This window comes from Paracoccus sp. S4493, from assembly GCF_000967735.1.
GTDB classification, from domain to species: domain Bacteria; phylum Pseudomonadota; class Alphaproteobacteria; order Rhodobacterales; family Rhodobacteraceae; genus Paracoccus; species Paracoccus marcusii.
Genome location: NZ_JXYF01000058.1, coordinates 1 through 20973 on the forward strand (window position 1 = coordinate 1; position 20973 = coordinate 20973).

Annotated in this window: 20 protein-coding genes; 12 read left to right on the forward strand and 8 right to left on the reverse strand. The window is 69.7% G+C overall.

Translation table 11 applies throughout. The annotated features are described in order from the left end of the window. From TW83_RS10305 to TW83_RS10330, 6 genes are all read right to left on the reverse strand, one after another. Positions 1-224, reverse strand: a 224-nt coding sequence (locus tag TW83_RS10305; protein ID WP_045982692.1) for an FGGY family carbohydrate kinase, incomplete at its 3' end; no start/stop codon positions are given. A gap of 4 nt (positions 225-228) precedes the next feature. Continuing rightward, complete coding sequence (locus TW83_RS10310) at positions 229-1029, reverse strand: DeoR/GlpR family DNA-binding transcription regulator (protein ID WP_045982693.1); 801 nt, start codon at positions 1027-1029, stop codon at positions 229-231. A 58-nt stretch (positions 1030-1087) separates the two neighbouring features. Next, the gene (locus TW83_RS10315; RefSeq protein WP_045982694.1) at positions 1088-2038 is read right to left on the reverse strand and encodes a D-ribose ABC transporter substrate-binding protein; all 951 of its coding nucleotides are present in this window, start codon (positions 2036-2038) and stop codon (positions 1088-1090) included. A 97-nt stretch (positions 2039-2135) separates the two neighbouring features. After that, positions 2136-3173 (reverse strand): ABC transporter permease, encoded by a 1038-nt coding sequence (locus TW83_RS10320; protein ID WP_042245462.1) that lies wholly within the window; start codon positions 3171-3173, stop codon positions 2136-2138. Positions 3174-3194: 21 nt separating this feature from the next. Then, on the reverse strand, positions 3195-4700 hold the full coding sequence (locus tag TW83_RS10325; RefSeq protein ID WP_045982695.1) for a sugar ABC transporter ATP-binding protein: 1506 nt from the start codon (positions 4698-4700) through the stop codon (positions 3195-3197). Continuing rightward, positions 4697-5350: a DUF2291 domain-containing protein gene (locus TW83_RS10330; RefSeq protein WP_045982696.1), complete on the reverse strand. Its 654-nt coding sequence runs from the start codon at positions 5348-5350 to the stop codon at positions 4697-4699. The genes TW83_RS10325 and TW83_RS10330 overlap by 4 nt, the downstream gene beginning before the upstream one ends. A gap of 364 nt (positions 5351-5714) precedes the next feature. On the opposite strand from TW83_RS10330, the gene TW83_RS10335 reads away from it, so the two are divergent. From TW83_RS10335 to TW83_RS10355, 5 genes are read left to right on the forward strand one after another with little or no spacing between them, the layout of a single operon-like run. After that, positions 5715-7274, forward strand: coding sequence for an FGGY-family carbohydrate kinase (locus TW83_RS10335; protein ID WP_045982697.1), 1560 nt, complete (start codon positions 5715-5717; stop codon positions 7272-7274). 1 nt (position 7275) lies between these two features. Further along, positions 7276-8793 (forward strand): glycerol-3-phosphate dehydrogenase, encoded by a 1518-nt coding sequence (locus TW83_RS10340; RefSeq protein ID WP_045982698.1) that lies wholly within the window; start codon positions 7276-7278, stop codon positions 8791-8793. After that, entirely contained in the window at positions 8790-9722 is a 933-nt protein-coding gene (locus TW83_RS10345; RefSeq protein WP_045982699.1) for a TIM barrel protein, read from the forward strand. The genes TW83_RS10340 and TW83_RS10345 overlap by 4 nt, the downstream gene beginning before the upstream one ends. A gap of 22 nt (positions 9723-9744) precedes the next feature. Further along, entirely contained in the window at positions 9745-10893 is a 1149-nt protein-coding gene (locus TW83_RS10350; protein WP_045982700.1) for an iron-containing alcohol dehydrogenase, read from the forward strand. Further along, positions 10893-11846 (forward strand): sugar-binding transcriptional regulator, encoded by a 954-nt coding sequence (locus TW83_RS10355; protein WP_045982701.1) that lies wholly within the window; start codon positions 10893-10895, stop codon positions 11844-11846. The genes TW83_RS10350 and TW83_RS10355 overlap by 1 nt, the downstream gene beginning before the upstream one ends. A 116-nt stretch (positions 11847-11962) precedes the next feature. Here the strand turns inward: TW83_RS10355 and tkt are convergent, their stop codons facing one another. Continuing rightward, the gene (tkt, locus tag TW83_RS10360) at positions 11963-13987 is read right to left on the reverse strand and encodes a transketolase (protein ID WP_084697380.1); all 2025 of its coding nucleotides are present in this window, start codon (positions 13985-13987) and stop codon (positions 11963-11965) included. 131 nt (positions 13988-14118) lie between these two features. On the opposite strand from tkt, the gene TW83_RS10365 reads away from it, so the two are divergent. Genes TW83_RS10365 through fba form a run of 5 tightly spaced genes read left to right on the forward strand, consistent with a single transcriptional unit; the run spans position 14119 to position 18114 of the window. Next, complete coding sequence (locus TW83_RS10365; protein ID WP_045982702.1) at positions 14119-14889, forward strand: DeoR/GlpR family DNA-binding transcription regulator; 771 nt, start codon at positions 14119-14121, stop codon at positions 14887-14889. After that, positions 14886-15647: a triose-phosphate isomerase gene (locus TW83_RS10370; RefSeq protein WP_045982703.1), complete on the forward strand. Its 762-nt coding sequence runs from the start codon at positions 14886-14888 to the stop codon at positions 15645-15647. The genes TW83_RS10365 and TW83_RS10370 overlap by 4 nt, the downstream gene beginning before the upstream one ends. After that, complete coding sequence (locus TW83_RS10375) at positions 15644-16105, forward strand: RpiB/LacA/LacB family sugar-phosphate isomerase (protein ID WP_045982704.1); 462 nt, start codon at positions 15644-15646, stop codon at positions 16103-16105. The genes TW83_RS10370 and TW83_RS10375 overlap by 4 nt, the downstream gene beginning before the upstream one ends. Continuing rightward, positions 16105-17073 carry a class 1 fructose-bisphosphatase gene (locus tag TW83_RS10380; protein WP_045982705.1) on the forward strand — a complete coding sequence of 323 codons (969 nt, stop codon included), beginning with the start codon at positions 16105-16107 and terminating at the stop codon, positions 17071-17073. The genes TW83_RS10375 and TW83_RS10380 overlap by 1 nt, the downstream gene beginning before the upstream one ends. A gap of 6 nt (positions 17074-17079) precedes the next feature. Continuing rightward, positions 17080-18114: a class II fructose-bisphosphate aldolase gene (fba, locus tag TW83_RS10385; RefSeq protein ID WP_045982706.1), complete on the forward strand. Its 1035-nt coding sequence runs from the start codon at positions 17080-17082 to the stop codon at positions 18112-18114. On the opposite strand, the gene TW83_RS21980 is transcribed toward fba, so the two are convergent. After that, positions 18108-18668 carry an arylesterase gene (locus TW83_RS21980; protein WP_239441321.1) on the reverse strand — a complete coding sequence of 187 codons (561 nt, stop codon included), beginning with the start codon at positions 18666-18668 and terminating at the stop codon, positions 18108-18110. The genes fba and TW83_RS21980 overlap by 7 nt on opposite strands. Positions 18669-18825: 157 nt before the next feature. Between TW83_RS21980 and TW83_RS10395 the strand changes: the two genes are divergently transcribed. Both TW83_RS10395 and TW83_RS10400 read left to right on the forward strand, forming a co-directional pair. Beyond that, positions 18826-19509 carry an ATP-binding cassette domain-containing protein gene (locus tag TW83_RS10395; RefSeq protein WP_045982710.1) on the forward strand — a complete coding sequence of 228 codons (684 nt, stop codon included), beginning with the start codon at positions 18826-18828 and terminating at the stop codon, positions 19507-19509. After that, the coding region (locus TW83_RS10400; protein WP_045982707.1) for an FtsX-like permease family protein at positions 19506-20973 on the forward strand (1468 nt) is incomplete at its 3' end. The genes TW83_RS10395 and TW83_RS10400, both read left to right, overlap by 4 nt.

The following is a 20973-nucleotide window of genomic DNA, read 5'->3' on the forward strand; positions in this document are numbered from 1 at the left end:
GCGACGGCGCCGATGTCGCGGGCCGGGCGGCCGCAGGCGGCGATGGCCTCGGCCACGGCGGCGGCTGTCTGGCGCCACAGGTCCTCCATGTCGCGTTCGACATGGCGCGGCTGCGGCATGACCTGCGCCACGCGGCGGCGCGCGGTGGCCAGGACCCGGCCGGTGGCGTCGAAGATCACCGCCTTGGTGACGGTCAGCCCGTTGTCGATGCCCAGGATCAGCATGGCGTCAGTCCCCCGTCACGGCGATTTGGACCTCGACGCCGCGGCGGCGCAGGGCGGTGATCTGATCGGGGGGCGTGCGGTCGTCGGTGACGATCAGGTCGAAATCCTCGATGCCGCCCATCGAATGCAGGGCGCGGCGGGGGAACTTGGTGTGATCGGCCAGCAGGATGCGGCGGCTGGCGGCGTCCAGCATGGCGCGCTTCGTCTCGGCCATCTCGGGGGACTGGTGAAAGACCTGGTCGTCGGTGACGGCGGCCATCGACAGGATCGCCACGTCCGCGCGCAGGCGGCGGATCTGGGCGGTGGTCTGCGGTCCCATGAAGGCGTTGCACCAATGGTGGAACTGGCCGCCCAGACCCAGCAGCGTCATGTCGCCGATCTCCTTGATGGCGCTCATCAGCGTCAGCGAATTGGTGATGACCGTCAGCGGCACCCGTGCGGCCAGATGCGGCACCATGCGCAGCACGGTGGTGCTGTCGTCCAGAAACACCGCCTGGCCCGGTTCGACCTGCTGGGCCGCCAGCTGCGCGATGGCGGATTTCTGCGGACCCTGGCGGGTGTCGCGATACAGGTCGCTGGCCTCGATCAGGCTGGTGGGGGCGGCGGACACGATGCCGCGCGACTTGCGCAGCAGGCCCCTGGCGGCCAGTTCGTCCAGGTCGCGATGCGCGGTCATCAGGCTGATGCCGAACCGGTCGGTCAGATCCTCGATCCGCAGGCTGCCCTCGGCCATGACGGCCTGCGCGATCAGCTGGCGACGCGCCTGCAGGCGCGCCTGGCGGCTGTCCGAGGGGATCATGTCCATGGGGATGCGGCCCTTGCGTGGGTGGGGCGCGCGCGTGACGGCGCGCGCCCCGGTGGCGTCACTGGTCCAGAACGAAGGCGGCGCTGTAGCTGTCCACGTTCTCCGGCGTGATCAGCAGGCAGTCGAACAGCTGCTTTTCGGTCTCGACGCCGGTCTCTCCGGTCTTGATGAAGGTGTCGGCCTGACGGACGGCCTCCTCGGCAAAGACTGCGACGGGCTGCAGGACGGTATAGGCCATCTCACCGGCCTTCACCGCCTCGACGGCGTCGGGGCTGCCGTCAAAGCCGCCCACGGTCACGGCGTCCAGCTTGCCGGCCTCCTTCAGCGCGGCGATGGCGCCGAGCGCCATCTCGTCATTGCCCGAGATCACGCCGGTGATGTCGGGGTTCGCCTGCAGCAGCGACTGCATGCGCTGATAGCCCTGGGTGCGGTCCCAGTTGGCGACTTCCTGGCCGACCTTCTCGAACTCGGGATATTGGCTCAGCACGGTCTCGTAGCCGTTCGAACGGGTCTGGGCGTTGTTGTCCGAGGGGTTGCCGAACAGCTCGACGAACTGACCGCCTTCTTCGCCCATGGCCTCGACCCAGGCCTGCGCGCCCAGGGCCGCGCCCTGCGCGTTGTTCGACACCAGCTGCGCCTTGGCCAGGCCCTCCTGGTTGATCTCGGCGTTGACCAGGAAGACCGGGATGCCCGCATCGACGGCCTTCTGGACGGCACCGACCGAACCGTCGGCATTGGCCGGGTCCAGGATGATCGCGACCGACTGGTTGGTGATCGCGGTGTCGATCAGCGTGCTTTCGGTGTTGGTGTCGCCGCGATGGGCGGCCACGTTGGCGGTATAGCCCAGCTCCTCGGCGGTGGCCTTGGCGACCTCGCCCTCGGTGAACCAGTAGGGGTTGGCCGGATCGTTCACGATCACGGTGATCAGCCCCTCGGCCCAGGCCGATCCGGCCATCAGCGGCACGGTGGCCACGGCGGCCATCAGCATCCGGCGCGTCATCTTCATCATTTGGTCTCTCTCCCTTGGTGTGGTGGTCCTGCCCGGTGCGGGGCAGTCTTTCCGCGCGCCATCCCTTTGGCGCGCGGGGAAGGTCGGGGGCAGGGCCTCACGTCTTGCGCGTGCCGCTGCCGTATTGAAGCGAGTTCATCAGCACGGCCAGCACGATCACCGCGCCCGTGAACACCGTCTGCCAGTAGGAGCTGACCCCGATGATCACCAGGCCCGCCGACAGGAAGCCGATGACGAAGGCGCCCAGCATCGTGCCGCGCACGTTGCCGCGCCCGCCGGTCAGGGCCGCGCCGCCGATCACGACCGCGGCGATGGCGGTCAGTTCATACGCGTTGCCCGCCGTGGGTCCGGCCGAGGTCAGCTGCGACGCCAGGACCAGCCCCGCGGCGGCGGCCAGCGCGCCCGACACCATGTAGACGGTGATCTTGACCCGCTTGACCGGCACGCCGGACAGCTCCGCCGCGCGTTCGTTCCCGCCCGATGCGTAAAGCCAGCGCCCGAAGGCCGACCGGCCCAGCATCAGCCCCGCGGCGATCGCCACGACCGCCAGCACGATCACGCTGATCGGCACCCCGCCGATGCGGTAGAAGCCCAGCCAGTTGAAGCCGGTATTGCCCAGGGCCTCGGACCCGCGCAGGTTGTTGTAGGTCAGCCCGTTGGTCATCAACAGCGCGATGCCGCGCGCCACGTACATGACCCCAAGCGTCGCCACGAAGGGCGGCACCTTGAAGATCGCGACCAGCACGCCGTTGACCGCGCCCACGGCCGCGCCCACGCACAGCGTCAGCACCACGACCGCCCAGACCGGCGGATACAGGATCACGCCAAGCGCATCCAGTTCGACCCCCTGCATCATCGCGCCGGCGACCACGCCAGACAGCGCCAGGATGGAGCCCACGGACAGGTCGATCCCGCCGTTCAGGATGACCAGAAGCATGCCGATGGACAGGATGCCAAAGATCGCCACCTGGCTGGACATGATCAGCAGGTTCGACAGCGTGAAGTAGTTCGGCGACAGAAACGAGAAGACCGCGATGATGGCGATCAGCGCGAAGAAGGCGCGCCCTTCCAGCAGCAGGCGGCCCAGATGGAACTGGCGGCCTTTCGCGGGGGCGGTCGTGGTGGTTGCGGACATGTGTTCCCTCCCTCGGGCGCGTCAGGCGGCCACGGACTCGCCCGAGGCGGCCATGATCCGGTCCTTGGACACGGTGCTGTCGAATTCGGCCGTGATGCGGCCCTTGTGCATGACGATGATCCGGTGGGCGATGGACAGGCATTCGCTGACCTCGGAGGTGGAATAGACCACCGCCAGCCCGGCGCGCGCGCCTTCCGCCAGCAGGCGGAACACCTCGGCCTTGGCGCCGATGTCGATGCCGCGGGACGGCTCGTCCAGCAGGATCGCGCGGGGCCGGGTGGCCAGCATCTTGCCGATCACGACCTTCTGCTGGTTGCCGCCCGACAGCGACCCGATGGGGGCGCCGCCGCCCGATGTCTTGACCGTCACGCGGCGGATGCTGTCGTCGATCAGGTCGCGTTCGGCGCGGGTGCTGGTGAACAGCCCCCGCGTGAACCGCGCGATCGAGGCCAGCGACAGGTTCTGGCCGACGCTCATGGTCTGGACCAGGCCGTCGCGCTGGCGGTCCTCGGGGACCAGGGCCAGGCCGCGGGCGATGCGTTCGCCGATGGACAGGTGGCTGATCTCGTGCCCTTCCAGCACGATCTGGCCGCCGGTGGCGCGCAGCCGCCCCGCGACCGTCTCCAGCAGTTCGGTGCGGCCCGCGCCCATCAGGCCATAGATGCAGACGATCTCTCCGGCGCGCACGTCCAGGTTCAGCCCGCGCACAAGGTCCTGGCCGGTGGCGTCCGGGACCGACAGGTCGCGGATCGACAGGGCGACCTTGCCCATGGTGCTGTCCGGGGGCGATCCCAGGTCGTAATTCTCGCCGACCATGTTGCGCACGATCCATTCCAGATCGATCTGGGCGCGTGGCGCATAGGCGGTCATCACCCCGTCGCGCAGCACCACCGCATGGTCGGTGATGGTCAGCGCCTCCTCCAGGTGGTGCGAGATGTAGACGATGCTGACGCCGCGCGCGGTCAGGTCGCGGATGACCTTGAACAGCACCTCGACCTCGCTGGCCGACAGGGCGCTGGTCGGCTCGTCCATGATCAGGATGCGGCTGTCCACCGACAGGGCGCGGGCGATCTCGACGATCTGCTGCTGGCCCAGGCGCAGGTCCTCGACCAGGGTCGCGGGGTCGATCTGCTCCTCCAGCTCCTCCATCAGGGCGCGGGTCTGGCGGTCCTCCTCGGCGTATTCGACGCCAAAGGGGCCCATGATCTCGCGGCCCATGAAGATGTTGTCGCGCACCGACAGGTTCGGGGCCAGCGACAGCTCCTGGTGGATGATGGAAATCCCCCGGTCGCGCGCGTCATTCGCATTGGCGAAGGCCACCGGCTGGCCGTCCAGCACGATCTGGCCCGATGTGGGTTGGATCACGCCCGACAGGATCTTCATCAGCGTGGATTTTCCCGCGCCGTTCTCTCCGAACAGGGTGGTGACCTGGCCGCGATGGATGTCGAAGTTCACGCCCTTCAGCGCGTGGACCTGACCATAGGACTTGGCCACGTTGCGGGCGGCAAGGACAACCTGGGCGCTCATTGGACCTCCAGCGCGACGGGGGTGATCAGCCAGTTCGACGGGTTGATCAGCCGGAACGCCCCGGTCACCGTCACCTGCTTGCCCGCCAGGGCGGTGGTGTCGATGGGGGCCAGCACCTCGGCCGCCATGGCGCGGTTGATGCCCGATCCCGCGTCCTGGTATTCGATCTGGTTCTTGAAGGCACCGAAGGCGATGTCGCCCGGCGCGTCGCGCAGGTCGGTGCCGTTGATCGCGGGGCCGGTCTGCACGCGGACGCGCAGATCCTCGGGCAGGCCCTCGACGGTCAGCGGATAGACCCCGGCGCGCGGCTCTCCGGCGGTGCCGGTCACGGTGACCATCATGATGGCGCCGGTCGATGCGGGCGTGCCGTATTCGGCGATGGCCGCGTCCTGATCGGCGGCGATGGCCGCGGCCAGGTCGGTGGCGGGCACGGCGCGTTCGATCACCGCGTCGCGGATGCGCGGGAATTCCTGCGTGCCATAGGTGTCGGGCGAAAACGCCTGCTGGCGGGCATCCGCCTCGGAGCCGACCTGCACCACGGTGGTATCCAGCGCGATGGCGGCCAGGACGGCCAGGCCCAGGGCCACGGACAGGATCAGGCCGCGACGGCTGGCGGCGGGGGCCCGGGGGGCGGTGGTGCTGTCGGTCATCGGTCTGCCTCTGGCTGGAACACGGGGCGGGCGGGCGCACATCTCATGGTTGATGATAACTTCACGTGATCGACCTCGCGGAGATAATGCGCATTGGGGCCTGCCCTGCGGCGGTCGCCGCACGGGCCGCATCCATGGCGCGAGGGCATGCGGGGCGCAAGCCTGTGCTGGCAAAAGTCGTCATGCGGTCCGGCCTCCCCTCCGGTCGATTCGCGTGGCGCGGGCCTGTGATTGCGGCGATTCCGCGCATCCTTTAGGACGCGAACAGGACCAGCTTAGATGAAATAAATTGCCGTGTCCGTAAAAAAATACGTTCCCTGTGCGATCATCGTGATATAAACCGGGGCCAAGGTATGGAGGCATCATGACGGAAAAGCAGCGCGACGTGCTGATCGGAATCGATGCCGGGACCTCGGTCATCAAGGCCGTGGGGTTCGATCTTTCCGGGCGTCAGCTGGGCGCGGCGGCGGTGCCGAATCGCTATGCGACCGGGGCGCAGGGTGCCGCGACGCAGGACATGGCCCGGACCTGGAATGATTGCGCCGCCGCGCTGCGCGGGCTGGCCGATTATATCCCGAACCTGGCGGGGCGGACCGCGGCGCTGTCCGTGACGGGGCAGGGCGACGGCACCTGGCTGGTCCGCGACGACGGCCCGGTGGGCGATGCCTGGCTGTGGCTGGACGCGCGCGCCGCACCGACCGTTGGCCGCCTGGGCCAGGACCGCGCCCGGTTCGAGGCGACGGGCACCGGCCTGAACACCTGCCAGCAGGGCGCGCAGATGGCCCATATGGACGCCCATCACCCGGACCTGCTGGACCGGGCGCGGGTCGCGCTGCATTGCAAGGACTGGCTGTATCTGAACCTGACCGGCGTGCGGGCGACAGACCCGTCCGAGGCCAGCTTCACCTTCGGCAACTTCCGCACCCGTGCTTATGATGACACGGTGATCGCGGCGCTGGGCCTGACGCATCGGCGCGGCCTGCTGCCGCCGATCATCGACGGTACGCAGGTGACCCATCCGCTGACCGCGGATGCCGCTGCGGCGACGGGCCTGCTGGCAGGCACGCCGGTCAGCTTGGGCTATGTCGACATGGTGATGACCGCGCTGGGTGCGGGCGTGCTGGGTGGGGCGGGGGACGTGGCCTGTTCGACGGTCGGCTCGACCGGGGTGCATCTGCGCGCCGTGACCGCCGACCGGGTGCATCTGAACGATCAGGGCACGGGCTATGTCATATGCCTGCCGGTGCCGGGCGTGGTCACGCAGGTCCAGACCAACATGGCGGCGACGTTGAACCTCGATTGGGTGCTGGGGTTGGCGGCGGGTATCCTGTCGGACATGGGCCAGCCGGTGACGCATCGCGACCTTGTCGCGCGGCTGGACGGCTGGCTGGGCCAGGCCGCGCCGGGGCAGATCCTGTACCACCCCTATATCTCGGATGCCGGGGAACGCGGGCCCTTCGTCGATGCTGCGGCGCGGGCCGGGTTCACCGGCCTGTCGGCGGGCCATCGCTATCCCGATCTGGTGCGCGCCGTGGCCGAAGGGCTGGGCCTGGCCATGCGCGACTGTTACGCCGCGATGGGGCCGCTTCCGTCCGAACTGCGCCTGACCGGCGGGGCGGCGCGGTCGCCCGCCCTGCGGCGCATTTTGTCGGCCGCGCTGGACGCGCCGGTCCGCGTGTCCGACCGCGACGAGGCCGGGGCCGCGGGGGCCGCGATGATGGCCGCCGTGGCCATCGGCGCCTATCGCGACATGGACGCTTGCATCGCCGAATGGGTCACGCCCCTGCTGCGCGCCCCGGAGGCCCCCGATCCCCATCTGGCCGCGACCTATGCGCGGCTGTTCCCCGCCTTTGCCGCGACCCGCGCCGCCCTGCCGCCCGTCTGGGCAGCCATGGCGCGGGCCCGCACCACGACAGGAGAGTAGGATGACCCAAGGCCACGAGATGATCGATCTGTTCGTGATCGGCGGCGGCATCAACGGCGCGGGCGTCGCGCGCGATGCCGCGGGGCGGGGCCTGTCGGTCGTGCTGTGCGAAAAGGACGACCTGGCGCAGGGCACCTCGTCGCGCTCGGGCAAGCTGGTCCATGGTGGGCTGCGCTATCTGGAATATTACGAATTCCGCCTCGTCCGCGAGGCGCTGATCGAACGAGAGGTGCTGCTGGCCGCGGCCCCGCACATCATCTGGCCGATGCGCTTCGTGCTGCCGCACAGCCCCGACGACCGGCCCGCCTGGTTGGTCCGGCTGGGGCTGTTCCTCTATGACAACCTGGGCGGGCGCAAGAAACTGCCGGGCACGCGCACGCTGGACCTGCGCCGCGATCCCGAGGGCGCGCCGCTGCTGGACAAGTACCACAAGGGGTTCGAATACAGCGACTGCTGGGTCGACGACGCGCGGCTGGTGGTGCTGAACGCGGTCGATGCGGCGGAGCGCGGCGCGACCGTCCTGACCCGCACCGCCTGTGTGTCGGCACGCCGCGAGGGCGACGCCTGGTCCGTGACCACCCGCGACACCGTCACCGGAGAGGAACGGCAGTTCCGCGCCCGCTGCCTGGTCAACTGCGCCGGTCCCTGGGTCAGCGACTTCATCACCCGCGTTGCGGGGTCGAATTCGGCCCGCAACGTGCGCCTGGTCAAAGGCAGCCATATCATCGTGCCGAAATGGTGGGCGGGGACCAACGCCTATCTGGTGCAGAACCACGACAAGCGCGTGATCTTCATCAACCCCTACGAGGGCGACATGGCGCTGATCGGCACGACCGACATCGCCTATGACGGCCGGGCCGAGGACGTCACTGCCGACGAATCCGAGATCGACTATCTGCTGGCCGCCGTGAACCGCTATTTCAAGGAGAAGCTGCGCCGGTCCGACGTGATCCACAGCTTTTCGGGCGTGCGCCCGCTGTTCGACGACGGGCAGGGCAACCCGTCGGCGGTCACGCGGGACTATGTGTTCGACCTGGACAAGACCGGTGGCGCGCCGCTGCTGAACGTCTTCGGCGGCAAGATCACCACCTTCCGCGAACTGGCCGAACGCGGCATGCACCGCCTGACCGAGGTGTTCCCGCAGATGGGCCCCGACTGGACCGAGACCGCGACCCTGCCGGGCGGCGAGATCGCCAATGCCGATTACGAAAGCTTTGCCAACCTGCAGCGCGAACTGCACCCCTGGATGCCGCGCGCGCTGGTCCAGCATTATGGCCGCCTGTACGGCGCGCGGACCAAGGATGTCGTGGCGGGCGCCATGACCCTGTCGGGCCTGGGACGCCATTTCGGTGGACAGCTTTACGAGGCCGAGGCGCGGTATCTGGTCGCCAAGGAATGGGCACGCAGCCCCGAGGACATCCTGACCCGGCGCACCAAGCATTATCTGCACCTGACCCGGGACCAGCAGGCGGCCTTTGCCGCCTGGTTCGACGACACCCTGGCGCCGGAGATCACGTGATGCTGACACTGTCGCTGAACACCAATCCGCTGGTCAACCGCTTTGCCGATCCGGACGACCTGATCGACACGGTCGCGCGGGATCTGCGCATCCGCGACCTGCAGTTGACGCATGAGTTCATCAATCCCTCCTGGCCCGCGCCGGTGATCCGTCGCCTGACCCGGCAGATGCGCGCGGCGCTGGTCCGGACCGGGGTGCGCGTCACCAGCGGCATGACCGGGCCCTATGGTCGGCTGAATCATTTCGGCCATCCCGATGCGGATGTGCGGCGATACTATGTCGACTGGTTCAAGACCTTCGCGGACATCACCGCCGATCTGGGCGGTCGGTCGGTGGGCACGCAGTTCGCGATCTTCACCTATCGCGATTACGACGGTCCGGCCCGGCGCGAGGATCTGATCCGCATCGCCATCGACTGCTGGGCCGAGGTCGCGGATCACGCGAAGGCCGCCGGGCTGGACTATGTTTTCTGGGAGCCCATGAGCGTGGGCCGCGAATTCGGAGAGACGATCCCGGCCGCCCTGGCGCTGCAGGACCGGCTAAGCGCGGCCGACATGGCGGTGCCGATGTGGATGATGGCCGATATCGACCACGGCGACGTCACCAGCCCCGATCCGGACGATCTGGACCCCTATGCCTGGGCCCGCGCCGTGCCGCGCGTCAGCCCGATCATTCACATCAAGCAGTCGCTGATGGACAAGGGCGGCCACCGCCCCTTCACCGCCGAATTCAACGCCAAGGGCCGCGTCCAGCCGGAACCCCTGCTGGACGCGCTGGCCCAGGGCGGCGCGGTCGACAACGAGATCTGCCTGGAGCTGTCCTTCAAGGAACGCGACCCGAACGACCGGCAGGTCATCGCCCAGATCGCCGAAAGTGTCGCATTCTGGGCGCCGCATATCGACACCGGGGCGGATAAGCTGAATATCTGACCCATCATCGACAGGACGCCCCATGCCCCAGCCCTTCGCCTTTGCCACCGCCACCGAGATCCTGTTCGGCCGGGGGCAGGCGGCGATGGCCGCCGGGCGGGTCGCGGCCCTGGGGCGGCGGGTCCTGCTGATCCATGGCCGCGATCCGGGCCGCAGCGCGGCGCTGGCTCGCGATCTGGCCGCGGCGGGCTGTTCGGTCGCAACCTTCGCCGTTCCGCATGAACCCGACATCGCCCTGATTGAGGCAGGCGTCCGGACGGGCGCGGAGGTCCAGGTCGTCGTCGCGATGGGCGGCGGGGCGGTGATCGACGCGGGCAAGGCCCTGGCGGCCTGCCTGACCATGACCCGTCCGCTGATGGATCATCTGGAGGTCGTGGGACAGGGGCTGCCGCTGGACCATCCCCCGTTGCCCTTCGTGGCCATCCCCACCACCGCCGGCACCGGGGCCGAGGTCACCCGCAACGCCGTGATCGGCGTCCCCGAGGCGCGCCGCAAGGTCAGCCTGCGCGATGCGCGGATGCTGCCGGCGCTGGCCATCGTGGACCCGGCCCTGACGGACGGCTGTCCGCGCGCGGTGACGCTGGCCTCGGGGCTGGATGCCGTCACGCAGGTGATCGAGCCCTATGTCTGCACCCGCGCCAATCCGCTAACCGACTCGCTGTGCCGCGACGCGATCCCGCGTGGGCTGGCGTCGCTGGTCCGCCTGATGCAGGCCGAAGACCCGCAAGCGCGCGACGAGATGGCCTGGGTCAGCTTGTGCGGCGGCATGGCGCTGGCCAATGCCGGGCTGGGCGCGGTGCATGGGCTGGCCGGCCCCTTGGGCGGGCTGACCGGGGCGGCGCATGGCGCGATCTGCGGCACGCTGCTGCCGCATGTGCTGGTGGCAAACCGCCGGGCGGTCACGGACCGCGCGCTGGCGGCCCGGCTGGACCAGGCGGGCGCCTGGATCGGGGCGGCGTTCGGGCGGGCCGATGCATCGGTCGCCGAGGCCGCAGCGCTGCTGGCCGACTGGTCCCGTGCGGCGGGCCTGCCGGGGCTGGACGCCCTGGAGATCGACGCGGCGGCATGCCAGGCCGCGGCGCAGGCGGCGGCCGGGTCGTCGTCGATGAGGGCCAACCCGGCGCCCCTGTCGGCCGACGATCTGGACGCCTTGATGCGGGCCGCCGCCTGATGGCCCGGCGGGGACCGGTCGATCCGGAGCAGAGCCTGGCGATCCGGGCGGCTTGGCTGCATTATGCGGGCGGGCTGACGCAGGCTGCCGTAGCCAAGCGGCTGGGCCTGCCCGGCGTCAAGGCGCACCGCCTGATCGCCCGCGCCGTGGCCGAGGGCGTGGTCAAGGTCACCATCGACGGAGAGATCGTTGAATGCGCCATGCTGGAGGATCAGCTGTGCGCGCGCTATCGGCTGGACCACTGCGAGGTTGCCCCCGACCTGGGCGAGGACGGCATGCCCCTGCGCGCCCTGGGCCTGGCTGGCGCAGGCTTTCTGCGCCGCGAGATCGAGCGGGGCGCACACAGGGTCATCGGGCTGGGTCATGGCCGGACGCTGGCGGCGGCGGTCCGGCAGATGCCGCGCTTTGACGCGCGCGCGGTGCGCTTCGTGGCAGTCCTGGGCGGGCTGACGCGCAATTATGCGGCGAACCCGCATGACGTGATGCATACGCTGGCGGAAAAGACCGGGGCGCAGGCCTTCGTGATGCCGGTGCCGTTCTTTGCCAATTCCGAAGGCGACCGGGCCGTGCTGCTGTCCCAGCCCGGCGTGCGCGACATCTTTGATCTGTCGAACAGCGCCACGCTGACCTTCGTGGGCATGGGCACGGCTGATGCGGGCGCGCAGCTGGTCGCATCCGGCATGATCGAGGCGCGCGAGATCGCCGAGATCAACGCCGCGGGGGGCGTCGGAGAGATGATGGGGTATTTCTTCGATGCCACCGGCCGTGTGCTGGACACGACGCTGAGCGCGCGGACGCTGTCGGTGGACCTGAACCGGGGGCAGGATCAGCGTATCGTAGTCATCGCCGGCGGCGCGGAAAAGGTCGCGGCCATCCGTGCGGTGCTAAACAGCGGGCGCCTGTCCGGGCTGATCACCGACGAGGCGACGGCGCGCGCGCTGATGGCGGCGTGACCCAAACGGGGACGGGTCGGGGAAACCCCGACCCGGTCGCTGCCGCTGGGCCCCGCGCGCGCTTTGCGCGCGTGGGGAGCATCGTGGCAAGGCCGCTTGCGGCCTTGGCCTTTGGATCAGTGGCCTGTCACCAGGCGGGCGCGGGCGATGATGGCCTCGGGGGTGATGCCGAACTCCTGGTACAGCCGGTCGATCGGGGCCGATGCGCCGAAGCCGGTCATGCCGATCACGTCGTCCTCGGTTGCGACATAGCGGGTCCAGCCGAACTTGCCCGCAGCCTCGACCGCGATGCGGGGCGCCGTGCCAAGCACCTGGGCGCGGTAATCCGCGTCCTGCGCCTCGAACAGCTCCCAGCTGGGCATCGACACGACCGCTACGGCCATGCCTTCGGCGGCCAGCGTCTCGGCGGCCTCCACGGCGATGGCGACCTCGGTGCCGGTGGCGATCAGCGTCACGTCGCGACCCTCGCCGAACTGGCGGATCACATAGGCGCCCTTGGCGGTCAGGTTCTCGGGCCCGGCCTCCATGCGCAGCTGCGGCACGTCCTGGCGGGATAGGGCCAGCAGCGACGGCACGGTCCGGTTGCGGATCGCGATGTCCCAGGCCTCCAGCGTCTCGACCGTATCGGCGGGACGAAGAACGGTCAGGCCGGGGATGGCGCGCAGGGATGCCAGGTGCTCCACCGGCTGGTGGGTCGGGCCGTCCTCGCCCAGGCCGATGCTGTCATGGGTCATGACATAGATCGTGCCCACCCCCATCAGCGCCGACAGGCGGATCGCGTTGCGGGCATAGTCGGAAAACACCAGGAACGTGCCGCCATAGGCGATCACGCCGCCATGCAGGTTCAGCCCGTTCATCGCGGCGGCCATGCCGAACTCGCGCACGCCATAGCCGATGTAGCGGCCGGGCACCTCGCGCGTGAACTGCGTGTCGACGGCCTTGACGCGGGTCAGGTTCGATCCGGTCAGGTCGGCCGATCCGCCGATCATCGCGGGCACGGCCGGGGTCAGCGCCTCCAGCGCCATCTGGCTGGCCTTGCGGGTCGCGGCTTTCTTGGGCGCGGCGAACAGGGCGTCGCGGGCGGCGGAGACTGCCGCGTCATAGCCCTCGGGCAGATCGCCCGACAGGCGTTGCGTCAGGGCCGCGCCCTTGGCGGATGCGGCCAGACGGGCCTCCCAGGCCTCGCGGTCGGCGGCACCCCGCGCGCCGATTTCGCGCCACTCGGCGGCCAGATCGTCGGGGATCACGAAGGCGTCGTGGCGCCAACCCAGGGCCTCGCGGGTCAGCGCGCCCTCATCCTTGCCCAAAGGCGATCCGTGCACGGAATAGCTGCCCGCGCGGTTGGGAGAGCCGAAGCCGATGATCGTCTTCATCGCGATCAGCGAGGGCTTGCCCGTCTCCGCCTTGGCGGCCTCCATCGCGGCGTCCAGCGCGCGGCCGTCATGACCGTCGCAGCTCTGGACATGCCAGCCGCAGGCCTTGAACCGTGCCGGGATGTCCTCGGAGAAGCTGACCGAGGTCGGGCCGTCGATGGTGATGCTGTTGTCGTCATAGAGCACGATCAGCTTGCCCAGGCCCAGATGGCCCGCCAGGCTGATCGCCTCCTGGCCGATGCCCTCCTGCAGGCAGCCGTCGCCCAGCATGACCCAGGTGCGGTGATCGACCAGATCATCGCCGAACTCTCCGGCCAGCGCGCGTTCCGCCAGCGCCATGCCGACGGCGGTGGCCAGGCCCTGGCCCAGGGGGCCGGTCGTGGTCTCGACGCCCTTGGCATGGCCGTATTCCGGATGGCCCGCGGTGATCGCGCCCCATTGGCGGAAATTCCGGATCTGATCCAGCGTCATGTCCTGATACCCGGTCAGGTGCAGCAGGCTGTAGAGCAGCATGGACGCGTGCCCGTTCGACAGCACGAAGCGGTCGCGGTCGGGCCAGTCGGGATTGGCCGCATCGAACTTCAGGTGGTTGCGGAACAGCACGGTGGCGGCATCGGCCATGCCCATCGGGGCGCCGGGATGGCCGCTGTTGGCGGCGTTCACGGCATCGATGGTCAGCGCGCGGATGCAGTTCGCCAGGGCGAAGTTCTGCGGGTCCAGATCGGCCTTGGCGGCGATGGCGGGGTCTTTGGGGGTGTCTAAGGGCATGGCGGTCCTCCTGTCGCGCCCTCCATAACCCGCCGCCGTCATCATCACAACAAAAAATCACAAAGTCACAAAGTCGGTGTTGTTATGTGCGCGGATCATGTTATGAAACTGGCGACCAGGGGAGGGTTTGGGTGAAACGCGAGGAACGCAGACAGGCGATCATGGATCTGCTGGTCGCGGCACGCGCCGTGGACCTGGACGATCTGGCGGCCCGTTTCGCGGTCAGCAAGATGACCATCCATCGCGACCTGGACGACCTGGAACAGGCGGGCCTGCTGCGCAAGGTCCGCGGCGGCGCCACCATCGAGGCCGGCACCCAGTTCGAGAGCGACTTCCGCATCCGCGCCCTGCAGGACGGAGAGGCCAAGATCCGCATGGCCCATGCCGCCCGCGCCCTGATCGAGCCGGGGATGACCGTGATGGTCAATGACGGCTCGATGGCGGCGCTGTTGGGGGCCAGCCTGACGGAATGTGCGCCCTTGTCGGTCATCACCAACAACGCCGCCGTGATCGAGCGGCTGAAGGATGCGCCGCGCGTCACGCTGATCGCGCTTGGCGGCATCTACAGCGCCAAGTTCAACGGTTTTTTCGGCATGGTCACGGAAAGCGCGCTGGCCGGTCTGCATGCGGACCTGGCCTTCATCTCGACCCCCGCGGTGGCGGGACTGCGGGCGTTCCACATGGACGACAACGCGGTCCGGGCCAAGCGCGCGATGATGCACGCGGCGGAACGCAGCGTGCTGCTGGTCAACCACGCGCGCTTCGGGCGCAGCGCGCTGCATGCGCTGGCCGACCTGACCGAATTCGACGCCATCATCACCGACGCGCCCCCCGCGCCCGAGGATCGCGCCGCGATCGACCGGGCGGGCATCGCGCTGACCATCGCAAAGGACCCCGCATGACCCCATTCTGGATCGGCACCAGCTGGAAGATGAACAAGACCCTGGCCGAGGCGATGACATTCGCCGACGGCCTGCGCGGCACGCCCGCGCCCGCGGGCATCCAGCGTTTCGTCATCCCGCCCTTCACCGCCTGCCGCCAGGTGGCCGAGGCGCTGTCGGACACCGACGTCAAGGTCGGCGCGCAGAACATGCATTGGGACGACGCGGGCGCCTGGACCGGAGAGATCAGCCCCGTGATGCTGACCGATTGCGGGCTGGACATCGTGGAGCTGGGCCACAGCGAACGCCGCGAGCATTTCGGAGAGACGGACAGGACCGTGGGCCTGAAGACCGCCGCCGCCGTCCGCCACGGCCTGATCCCGCTGATCTGCATCGGCGAGACTCTGGCCGAGCGCGAGGCTGGCCGCGCCACGCAGGTGCTGGAGACGCAGGTCCGCGCCGCTTTGGAGCCGGTGGCAGGGTCCGACGCCACGATCCTGCTGGCGTATGAGCCGGTTTGGGCGATCGGCGCGAACGGCATCCCCGCGACATCGGATTATGCCGATGCGCGGCAGGCCGAGATCATCGCGGTCGCGCGGGACGTGCTGGGCCGCCCTGTGCCCTGCCTTTACGGCGGGTCGGTCAATCCGGGCAACTGCGCGGAACTGATCGCCTGCCCGCATATCGACGGGCTGTTCATCGGGCGGTCGGCCTGGGACGTGAACGGCTATCTGGACATCCTGGCGCGCTGCGCCGCAACCATCGGAGATGACGCATGAAACTGGCAATCGCAGGGGACAGCGCGGGCGAAGGTCTGGCCAAGGTTCTGGCCGACCACCTCAAGGACCGCTTCGACGTGGCCGAGATCAGCCGCACCGACGAAGGTCCCGACGCCTTCTATGCCAACCTGTCGGATCGGGTGGCTTCCCAGGTCATGGACGGCACCTATGACCGCGCCATCCTGGTCTGCGGCACGGGCATCGGCGTCTGCATCGCGGCCAACAAGGTGCCGGGCATCCGCGCCGCGCTGACGCATGACACCTATTCCGCCGAACGCGCCGCGCTGTCGAACGACGCGCAGATCATCACCATGGGCGCCCGCGTCATCGGGGCCGAGGTCGCCAAGACCATCGCCGACGCCTGGCTGGCGCAGACCGAGAACTTTGACCGTCAGGGCAAGTCGGCGGGCAATGTCGACGCCATCGACGCGGTCGGCGCCAAGTATGCAGGGCGCTGATGCTGCGGCTGCCGACGGACGGGCCCGCCACCGGGCCGCTGCTGGACGACCTGCTGGCGCGTGACGGCGCGGCGGCCATCGTGGCGGCCATCGCCCGCGCGTTGCCGCCACTGGCCGCGCGGCTGGCGGCGGGGCGCCTGCATGGCGACCCCGAGGCCATCGTCGGCACCAATGACAGCGGCGACCGGCAGAAGGCGCTGGACGTCGCGGCCCATGACCACATGATCGCCGCCCTGCGTGCGGCGGGCGTGCGCCAGGTCCTGTCCGAGGAAGCCCTGGACATCATCGCGCTGAACGACGGCGGCGCCTTCGACGTGGCGATCGACCCGATCGACGGCTCGGGCAGCATCGGCATCGGCGCCCCCCTGGGGATGCTGTTCAGCATCCTGCCCGCCGACCCGCAGGGGTTCGCGCGGACGGGCCGGGCGGTGGTGGCGGCGGGATACGCCTCCTTTGGTCATTCGGTCGATTTCGGCTGGTCCACCGGCGCGGGCGTCCATGTCGCCACCTGGGACGCCGAGGCCCATGCCTTCCGCGTCAGCCGCCAGAACCTGCGGCTGAAGCCCCAGGCCTCGACCATCGCCTATAACGCGTCGAACGAACGCCACTGGGCGCCGGGCCTTCAGGCTTGGGCGCGCGATTTGCGCGCGGGGCGGGACGGGCCGCGCGGACGCGACTTCAACATGCGCTGGCTGGCCGCCGCCGTGGGCGAGTTGCACCGCATCCTGCTGAAGGGCGGCGCATTCCTGTACCCCGCCGATGCCCGGCCCGGATACGGCGACGGCCGGCTGCGGCTGATCTATGAATGTGTGCCCATCGCCTTTCTGATCGAACAGGCCGGGGGCCGCGCGACCGACGGGCATGGCCCGATCCTGGACCGCGTGCCGCGCGGGCCGCATGACTTCACCCCGCTGTTCTTTGGCGCGTCCGAGGAAATCGACGCGCTTCACGCCGCCCTTCAAGGATAACATCCCATGCCGATGATCACCCTGCGCCAGCTTCTGGACCACGCGGCCGAGCATGACTATGCCGTGCCCGCCTTCAACATCAACAACATGGAACAGGGCCTGTCGGTCATGCAGGCGGCCCAGGCCACGCGCAGCCCGGTGATCCTGCAGGCCAGCCGCGGCGCGCGGGCCTATGCCAATGACGCGGTGCTGGCCGGGCTGATCGCGGGTCTGGCGCGGGCCTATCCCGACATCCCGATCTGCATGCATCTGGACCATGGCAACGGGCTGGAGACCTGCGCGACCGCGATCCAGAACGGCTTCACCTCGGTGATGATGGACGGGTCGCTGAAATCGGACGGCAAGACGCCCGCCGATTACGCCTACAATGCCGACATCACCCGCCGCGTGACCGAGATGGCCCATGCCTGCGGCGTGTCGGTCGAAGGGGAGCTGGGCGTGCTGGGCAGCCTTGAGACCGGCATGGGCGACGCCGAGGACGGCCACGGCGCCGAGGGCAAGCTGTCCGAGGAGCAGCTGCTGACCGACCCCGACGAGGCCGTGCGCTTTGTCGAGGAGACCGGCGTGGACGCCTTGGCCATTGCCATGGGCACCAGCCACGGCGCGTATAAATTCACGCGCAAGCCCGATGGCGACATCCTGGCCATGCATGTGATCGAGGAGATCCACCGCCGCCTGCCCAACACCCATCTGGTGATGCACGGGTCCAGTTCGGTCCCCGAGGATCTGCAGGCGATCATCAACGCCCATGGCGGCGACATCCGCCCGACCTGGGGCGTCCCGGTCGAGGAGATCCAGCGCGGCATCCGCCACGGCGTGCGCAAGGTGAACATCGACACCGACAACCGCCTGGCGATGACCGCCGCGATCCGCCGCGTGATGGCCGAACACCCGGCCGAGTTCGATCCGCGCGCCTATCTGAAGCCCGCGATGGCGATGATGGCCCAGGTCTGCCGCGACCGGTTCGAGGCCTTCGGCACCGCCGGCAACGCCGACAAGCTGCGCCCGATGTCCCTGCCGGAAATGGCCGCGCGCTACTGATACGCGCGGGTCAGCAGCTCCTCGACCTTGGGGCCGATCGCATCCACGATCTGCTCGACGCCGCGTGCGTTGGGGTGGATGCGGTCGTCCTGCATCAGGTCCGACAGGGACAGGCCCTGCGTGGCCTTTTCCCCGATCGGCCCCAGGAAGTCGGGGACCAGCACCGCGTCGTACTCGGTGGCCAGATCGGCATACATCGCCTCGAAGTCGCGCTTGAACTCGGGGCCGTAATTGCCCGGCGCGGGCAGGCCCGCCAGCAGCACGGGCACCCCCGCCGCCTGCGTCTTGTCCAGGATCGCCACCAGGTTCGCGCGGCTGGAGGCCGGGTCGATCCCGCGCAACAGATCGTTGCCGCCAAGCGCCACGATCATCGCGTCGGGCCCGTCCGCCAGCGTCCAGTCGATCCGCGCGGCACCCCCTGCCGTGGTATCCCCCGACACGCCCGCATTGGTCACCGCCACGTCATGGCCGCGACCCCGCAGCCAGGCCTCCAGCAAGGGGACGAACCCCTGATCCTGCGGCAGGCCGTATCCCTGCGTCAGACTGTCGCCCATCGCGGTCAGACGCAGCGTCTCTGCGTAAGCAGGGGCTGCCCATGATGCCGCGATGGTGACCGCCAGCGCCGCGACGGCGGCTGTCAGGCGGTTGCCTTCGCGAGCGGGCCGACCATATCGTGCCCCGATACCCAGACCGCGACGAAGGAGCGACCCGATGGCCGACCCCGTGATCCGCCTGTCCGATGCGCATCTGACGTTGCAGGGCAATGCCGGGCCGGTCCCGATCCTGCGCGGCCTGTCGCTGCAGGTCGAACGCGGAGAGACGGTCGGGCTGGTGGGTCCTTCGGGATCGGGCAAGTCGTCGCTCCTCATGCTGATGGGCGGTCTGGAACGCGCCACGGGCGGCCTTGTCCAGGCGATGGGTCAAGACCTGACCGCGCTGGACGAGGATGCGCTGGCACGCTTTCGTCTGTCCCATATGGGGGTGGTGTTCCAGTCCTTCCACCTGGTCCCCACCATGACGGCGCATGAAAATGTCGCGACACCGCTGGAGCTGGCTGGTGCGCCCGACGCCTTCGCCCGCGCGGCGGCGGAACTGGACCGCGTAGGCCTTGGTGCGCGGCGCGACCATTACCCCGCGCAACTGTCGGGCGGAGAGCAGCAGCGCGTGGCCCTAGCCCGCGCCGCGGCGCCGCGCCCGGCCATCCTGCTGGCCGACGAACCCACCGGCAATCTGGACGGGGCGACGGGGCAGGCGATCATGGACCTGCTGTTCGGGCTGCGCGCCGATCATGGCGCGACGCTGGTCCTGGTCACGCATGACCCGGACCTGGCGCGACGGTGCGACCGGGTGATCCGCTTGGCTGACGGCCGTCTGGCCGCCGAGGCCGCGGCATGAGCCTGGCGCTGGCGGCCCGGCTGGCGCGGCGCGACCTGCGCGGGGGGTTGCGCGGGTTTTGGGTGCTGCTGACCTGTCTGGCGCTTGGCGTGGCCGCCATCGCCGCCGTGGGGTCCGTCCGCGCGGCGATACAGGCGGGGCTGACCTCGCAGGGCGCGGTCCTGCTGGGGGGCGATGCCGAGGTGCAGCTGACCTATCGCTTTGCCAGCCCCGAGGAGCTCGACTGGCTGGAGGATCGGGCCGTAACCGTCTCTGAAATAGTTGATTTCCGGTCCATGGCCGTGGTCGGGCAGGGGGATGCCTCCGAACGCGCCCTGACCCAGGTCAAGGGCGTGGACGCGGCCTGGCCGCTGCTGGGGCAGGCCGTGCTGGACCCACCCATGCCGCTGGCGCAGGCCTTGGGGACGACGCCGCAGGGGCTGCCGGGGGGCGTCATGGCGCCGCTGCTGGCCGACAGGCTGGGGCTGTCGCCGGGTGACATCTTCCGCCTTGGCACGCAGGATTTCGTGCTGACTGCGCGGCTGGTCAGCGAACCCGATGCGGGCGCGGCCAGCTTCGGCTTCGGCCCCCGCACGCTGGTGCTGCGCGAGGCGCTGGCCGACAGCGAGCTGCTGGGCGCAGGCACGCTGTTCGACAGTAACTATCGGCTGGCGCTGCCGCCGGGAACGGATCTGGACGCGCTGCGGGCCGACTGGCGCGTGGCCTTCCCCGACAGCGGCGCGCGCTGGCGCGACAGCCGCCGTGGCGCGCCGGGCATCGACAGTTTCGTGGACCGCATCGGCGCGTTCCTGGTGCTGGTCGGGCTGACCGGGCTGGCCGTGGGCGGGGTCGGCGTGTCGGCCGCGGTGCGCGCCCATCTGGCCCGCAAGACCGAGACCATCGCCGTGCTCAAGACCTTCGGCGCGTCGGGGCGGACGATCTTTCAGGTCTATCTGCTGCAGATCGGGGCGGTAACCGCGATCGGCGTCGCGGCGGGGCTGATCCTGGGGGCGGCGGTGCCCTTGGCGCTGGCGCCGCTGCTGACGGCGCGCCTGCCGGTGCCGGCGGAGTTCGGCGTCTATCCGGGCCCCCTGGCGCAGGCGGCGGTCTATGGCGTGCTGACTGCGTTCATCTTTGCGCTGTGGCCCTTGGCGCGAACGCGGCGCATTCGGGCGGCGACCTTGTTCCGCGACGCGGACGCATCCGGGGGCGGCTGGCCCGAACGGCGCTATCTGGTGATGATCGTCGCGGCGCTGATCGCGCTGGTGGGGGCTGCCGCACTGTTTTCGGGGCTGTGGGGGCTGACGCTTGGCATGGCGGGGGGCGTGCTGGCGGCCTTTGTCCTGCTGGCCGGGGCGGCGGCGCTGGTCCGGCGCGCGGCGGGGGCGGGGGCGCGCCTGGCACGGCGCAGACCTGCACTCCGGCTGGCGCTGGCGGCCATCGGCGGGGCGCGGCGGGGGGGGGGCGGGGGGCCCGTCCCCGGGG

What these genes read in the sequence shown, in the direction of transcription:
- TW83_RS10310 (WP_045982693.1), bottom strand. Translation starts at nt 1,029, where the DNA reads ATGGACATGATCCCCTCGGACAGCCGCCAGGCGCGCCTGCAGGCGCGT.
- TW83_RS10315 (WP_045982694.1), bottom strand. Translation starts at nt 2,038, where the DNA reads ATGATGAAGATGACGCGCCGGATGCTGATGGCCGCCGTGGCCACCGTG.
- TW83_RS10320 (WP_042245462.1), bottom strand. Translation starts at nt 3,173, where the DNA reads ATGTCCGCAACCACCACGACCGCCCCCGCGAAAGGCCGCCAGTTCCAT.
- TW83_RS10325 (WP_045982695.1), bottom strand. Translation starts at nt 4,700, where the DNA reads ATGAGCGCCCAGGTTGTCCTTGCCGCCCGCAACGTGGCCAAGTCCTAT.
- TW83_RS10330 (WP_045982696.1), bottom strand. Translation starts at nt 5,350, where the DNA reads ATGACCGACAGCACCACCGCCCCCCGGGCCCCCGCCGCCAGCCGTCGC.
- TW83_RS10335 (WP_045982697.1), top strand. Translation starts at nt 5,715, where the DNA reads ATGACGGAAAAGCAGCGCGACGTGCTGATCGGAATCGATGCCGGGACC.
- TW83_RS10340 (WP_045982698.1), top strand. Translation starts at nt 7,276, where the DNA reads ATGACCCAAGGCCACGAGATGATCGATCTGTTCGTGATCGGCGGCGGC.
- TW83_RS10350 (WP_045982700.1), top strand. Translation starts at nt 9,745, where the DNA reads ATGCCCCAGCCCTTCGCCTTTGCCACCGCCACCGAGATCCTGTTCGGC.
- TW83_RS10355 (WP_045982701.1), top strand. Translation starts at nt 10,893, where the DNA reads ATGGCCCGGCGGGGACCGGTCGATCCGGAGCAGAGCCTGGCGATCCGG.
- tkt (WP_084697380.1), bottom strand. Translation starts at nt 13,987, where the DNA reads ATGCCCTTAGACACCCCCAAAGACCCCGCCATCGCCGCCAAGGCCGAT.
- TW83_RS10370 (WP_045982703.1), top strand. Translation starts at nt 14,886, where the DNA reads ATGACCCCATTCTGGATCGGCACCAGCTGGAAGATGAACAAGACCCTG.
- TW83_RS10375 (WP_045982704.1), top strand. Translation starts at nt 15,644, where the DNA reads ATGAAACTGGCAATCGCAGGGGACAGCGCGGGCGAAGGTCTGGCCAAG.
- TW83_RS10380 (WP_045982705.1), top strand. Translation starts at nt 16,105, where the DNA reads ATGCTGCGGCTGCCGACGGACGGGCCCGCCACCGGGCCGCTGCTGGAC.
- fba (WP_045982706.1), top strand. Translation starts at nt 17,080, where the DNA reads ATGCCGATGATCACCCTGCGCCAGCTTCTGGACCACGCGGCCGAGCAT.
- TW83_RS21980 (WP_239441321.1), bottom strand. Translation starts at nt 18,668, where the DNA reads ATGGGCGACAGTCTGACGCAGGGATACGGCCTGCCGCAGGATCAGGGG.
- TW83_RS10395 (WP_045982710.1), top strand. Translation starts at nt 18,826, where the DNA reads ATGGCCGACCCCGTGATCCGCCTGTCCGATGCGCATCTGACGTTGCAG.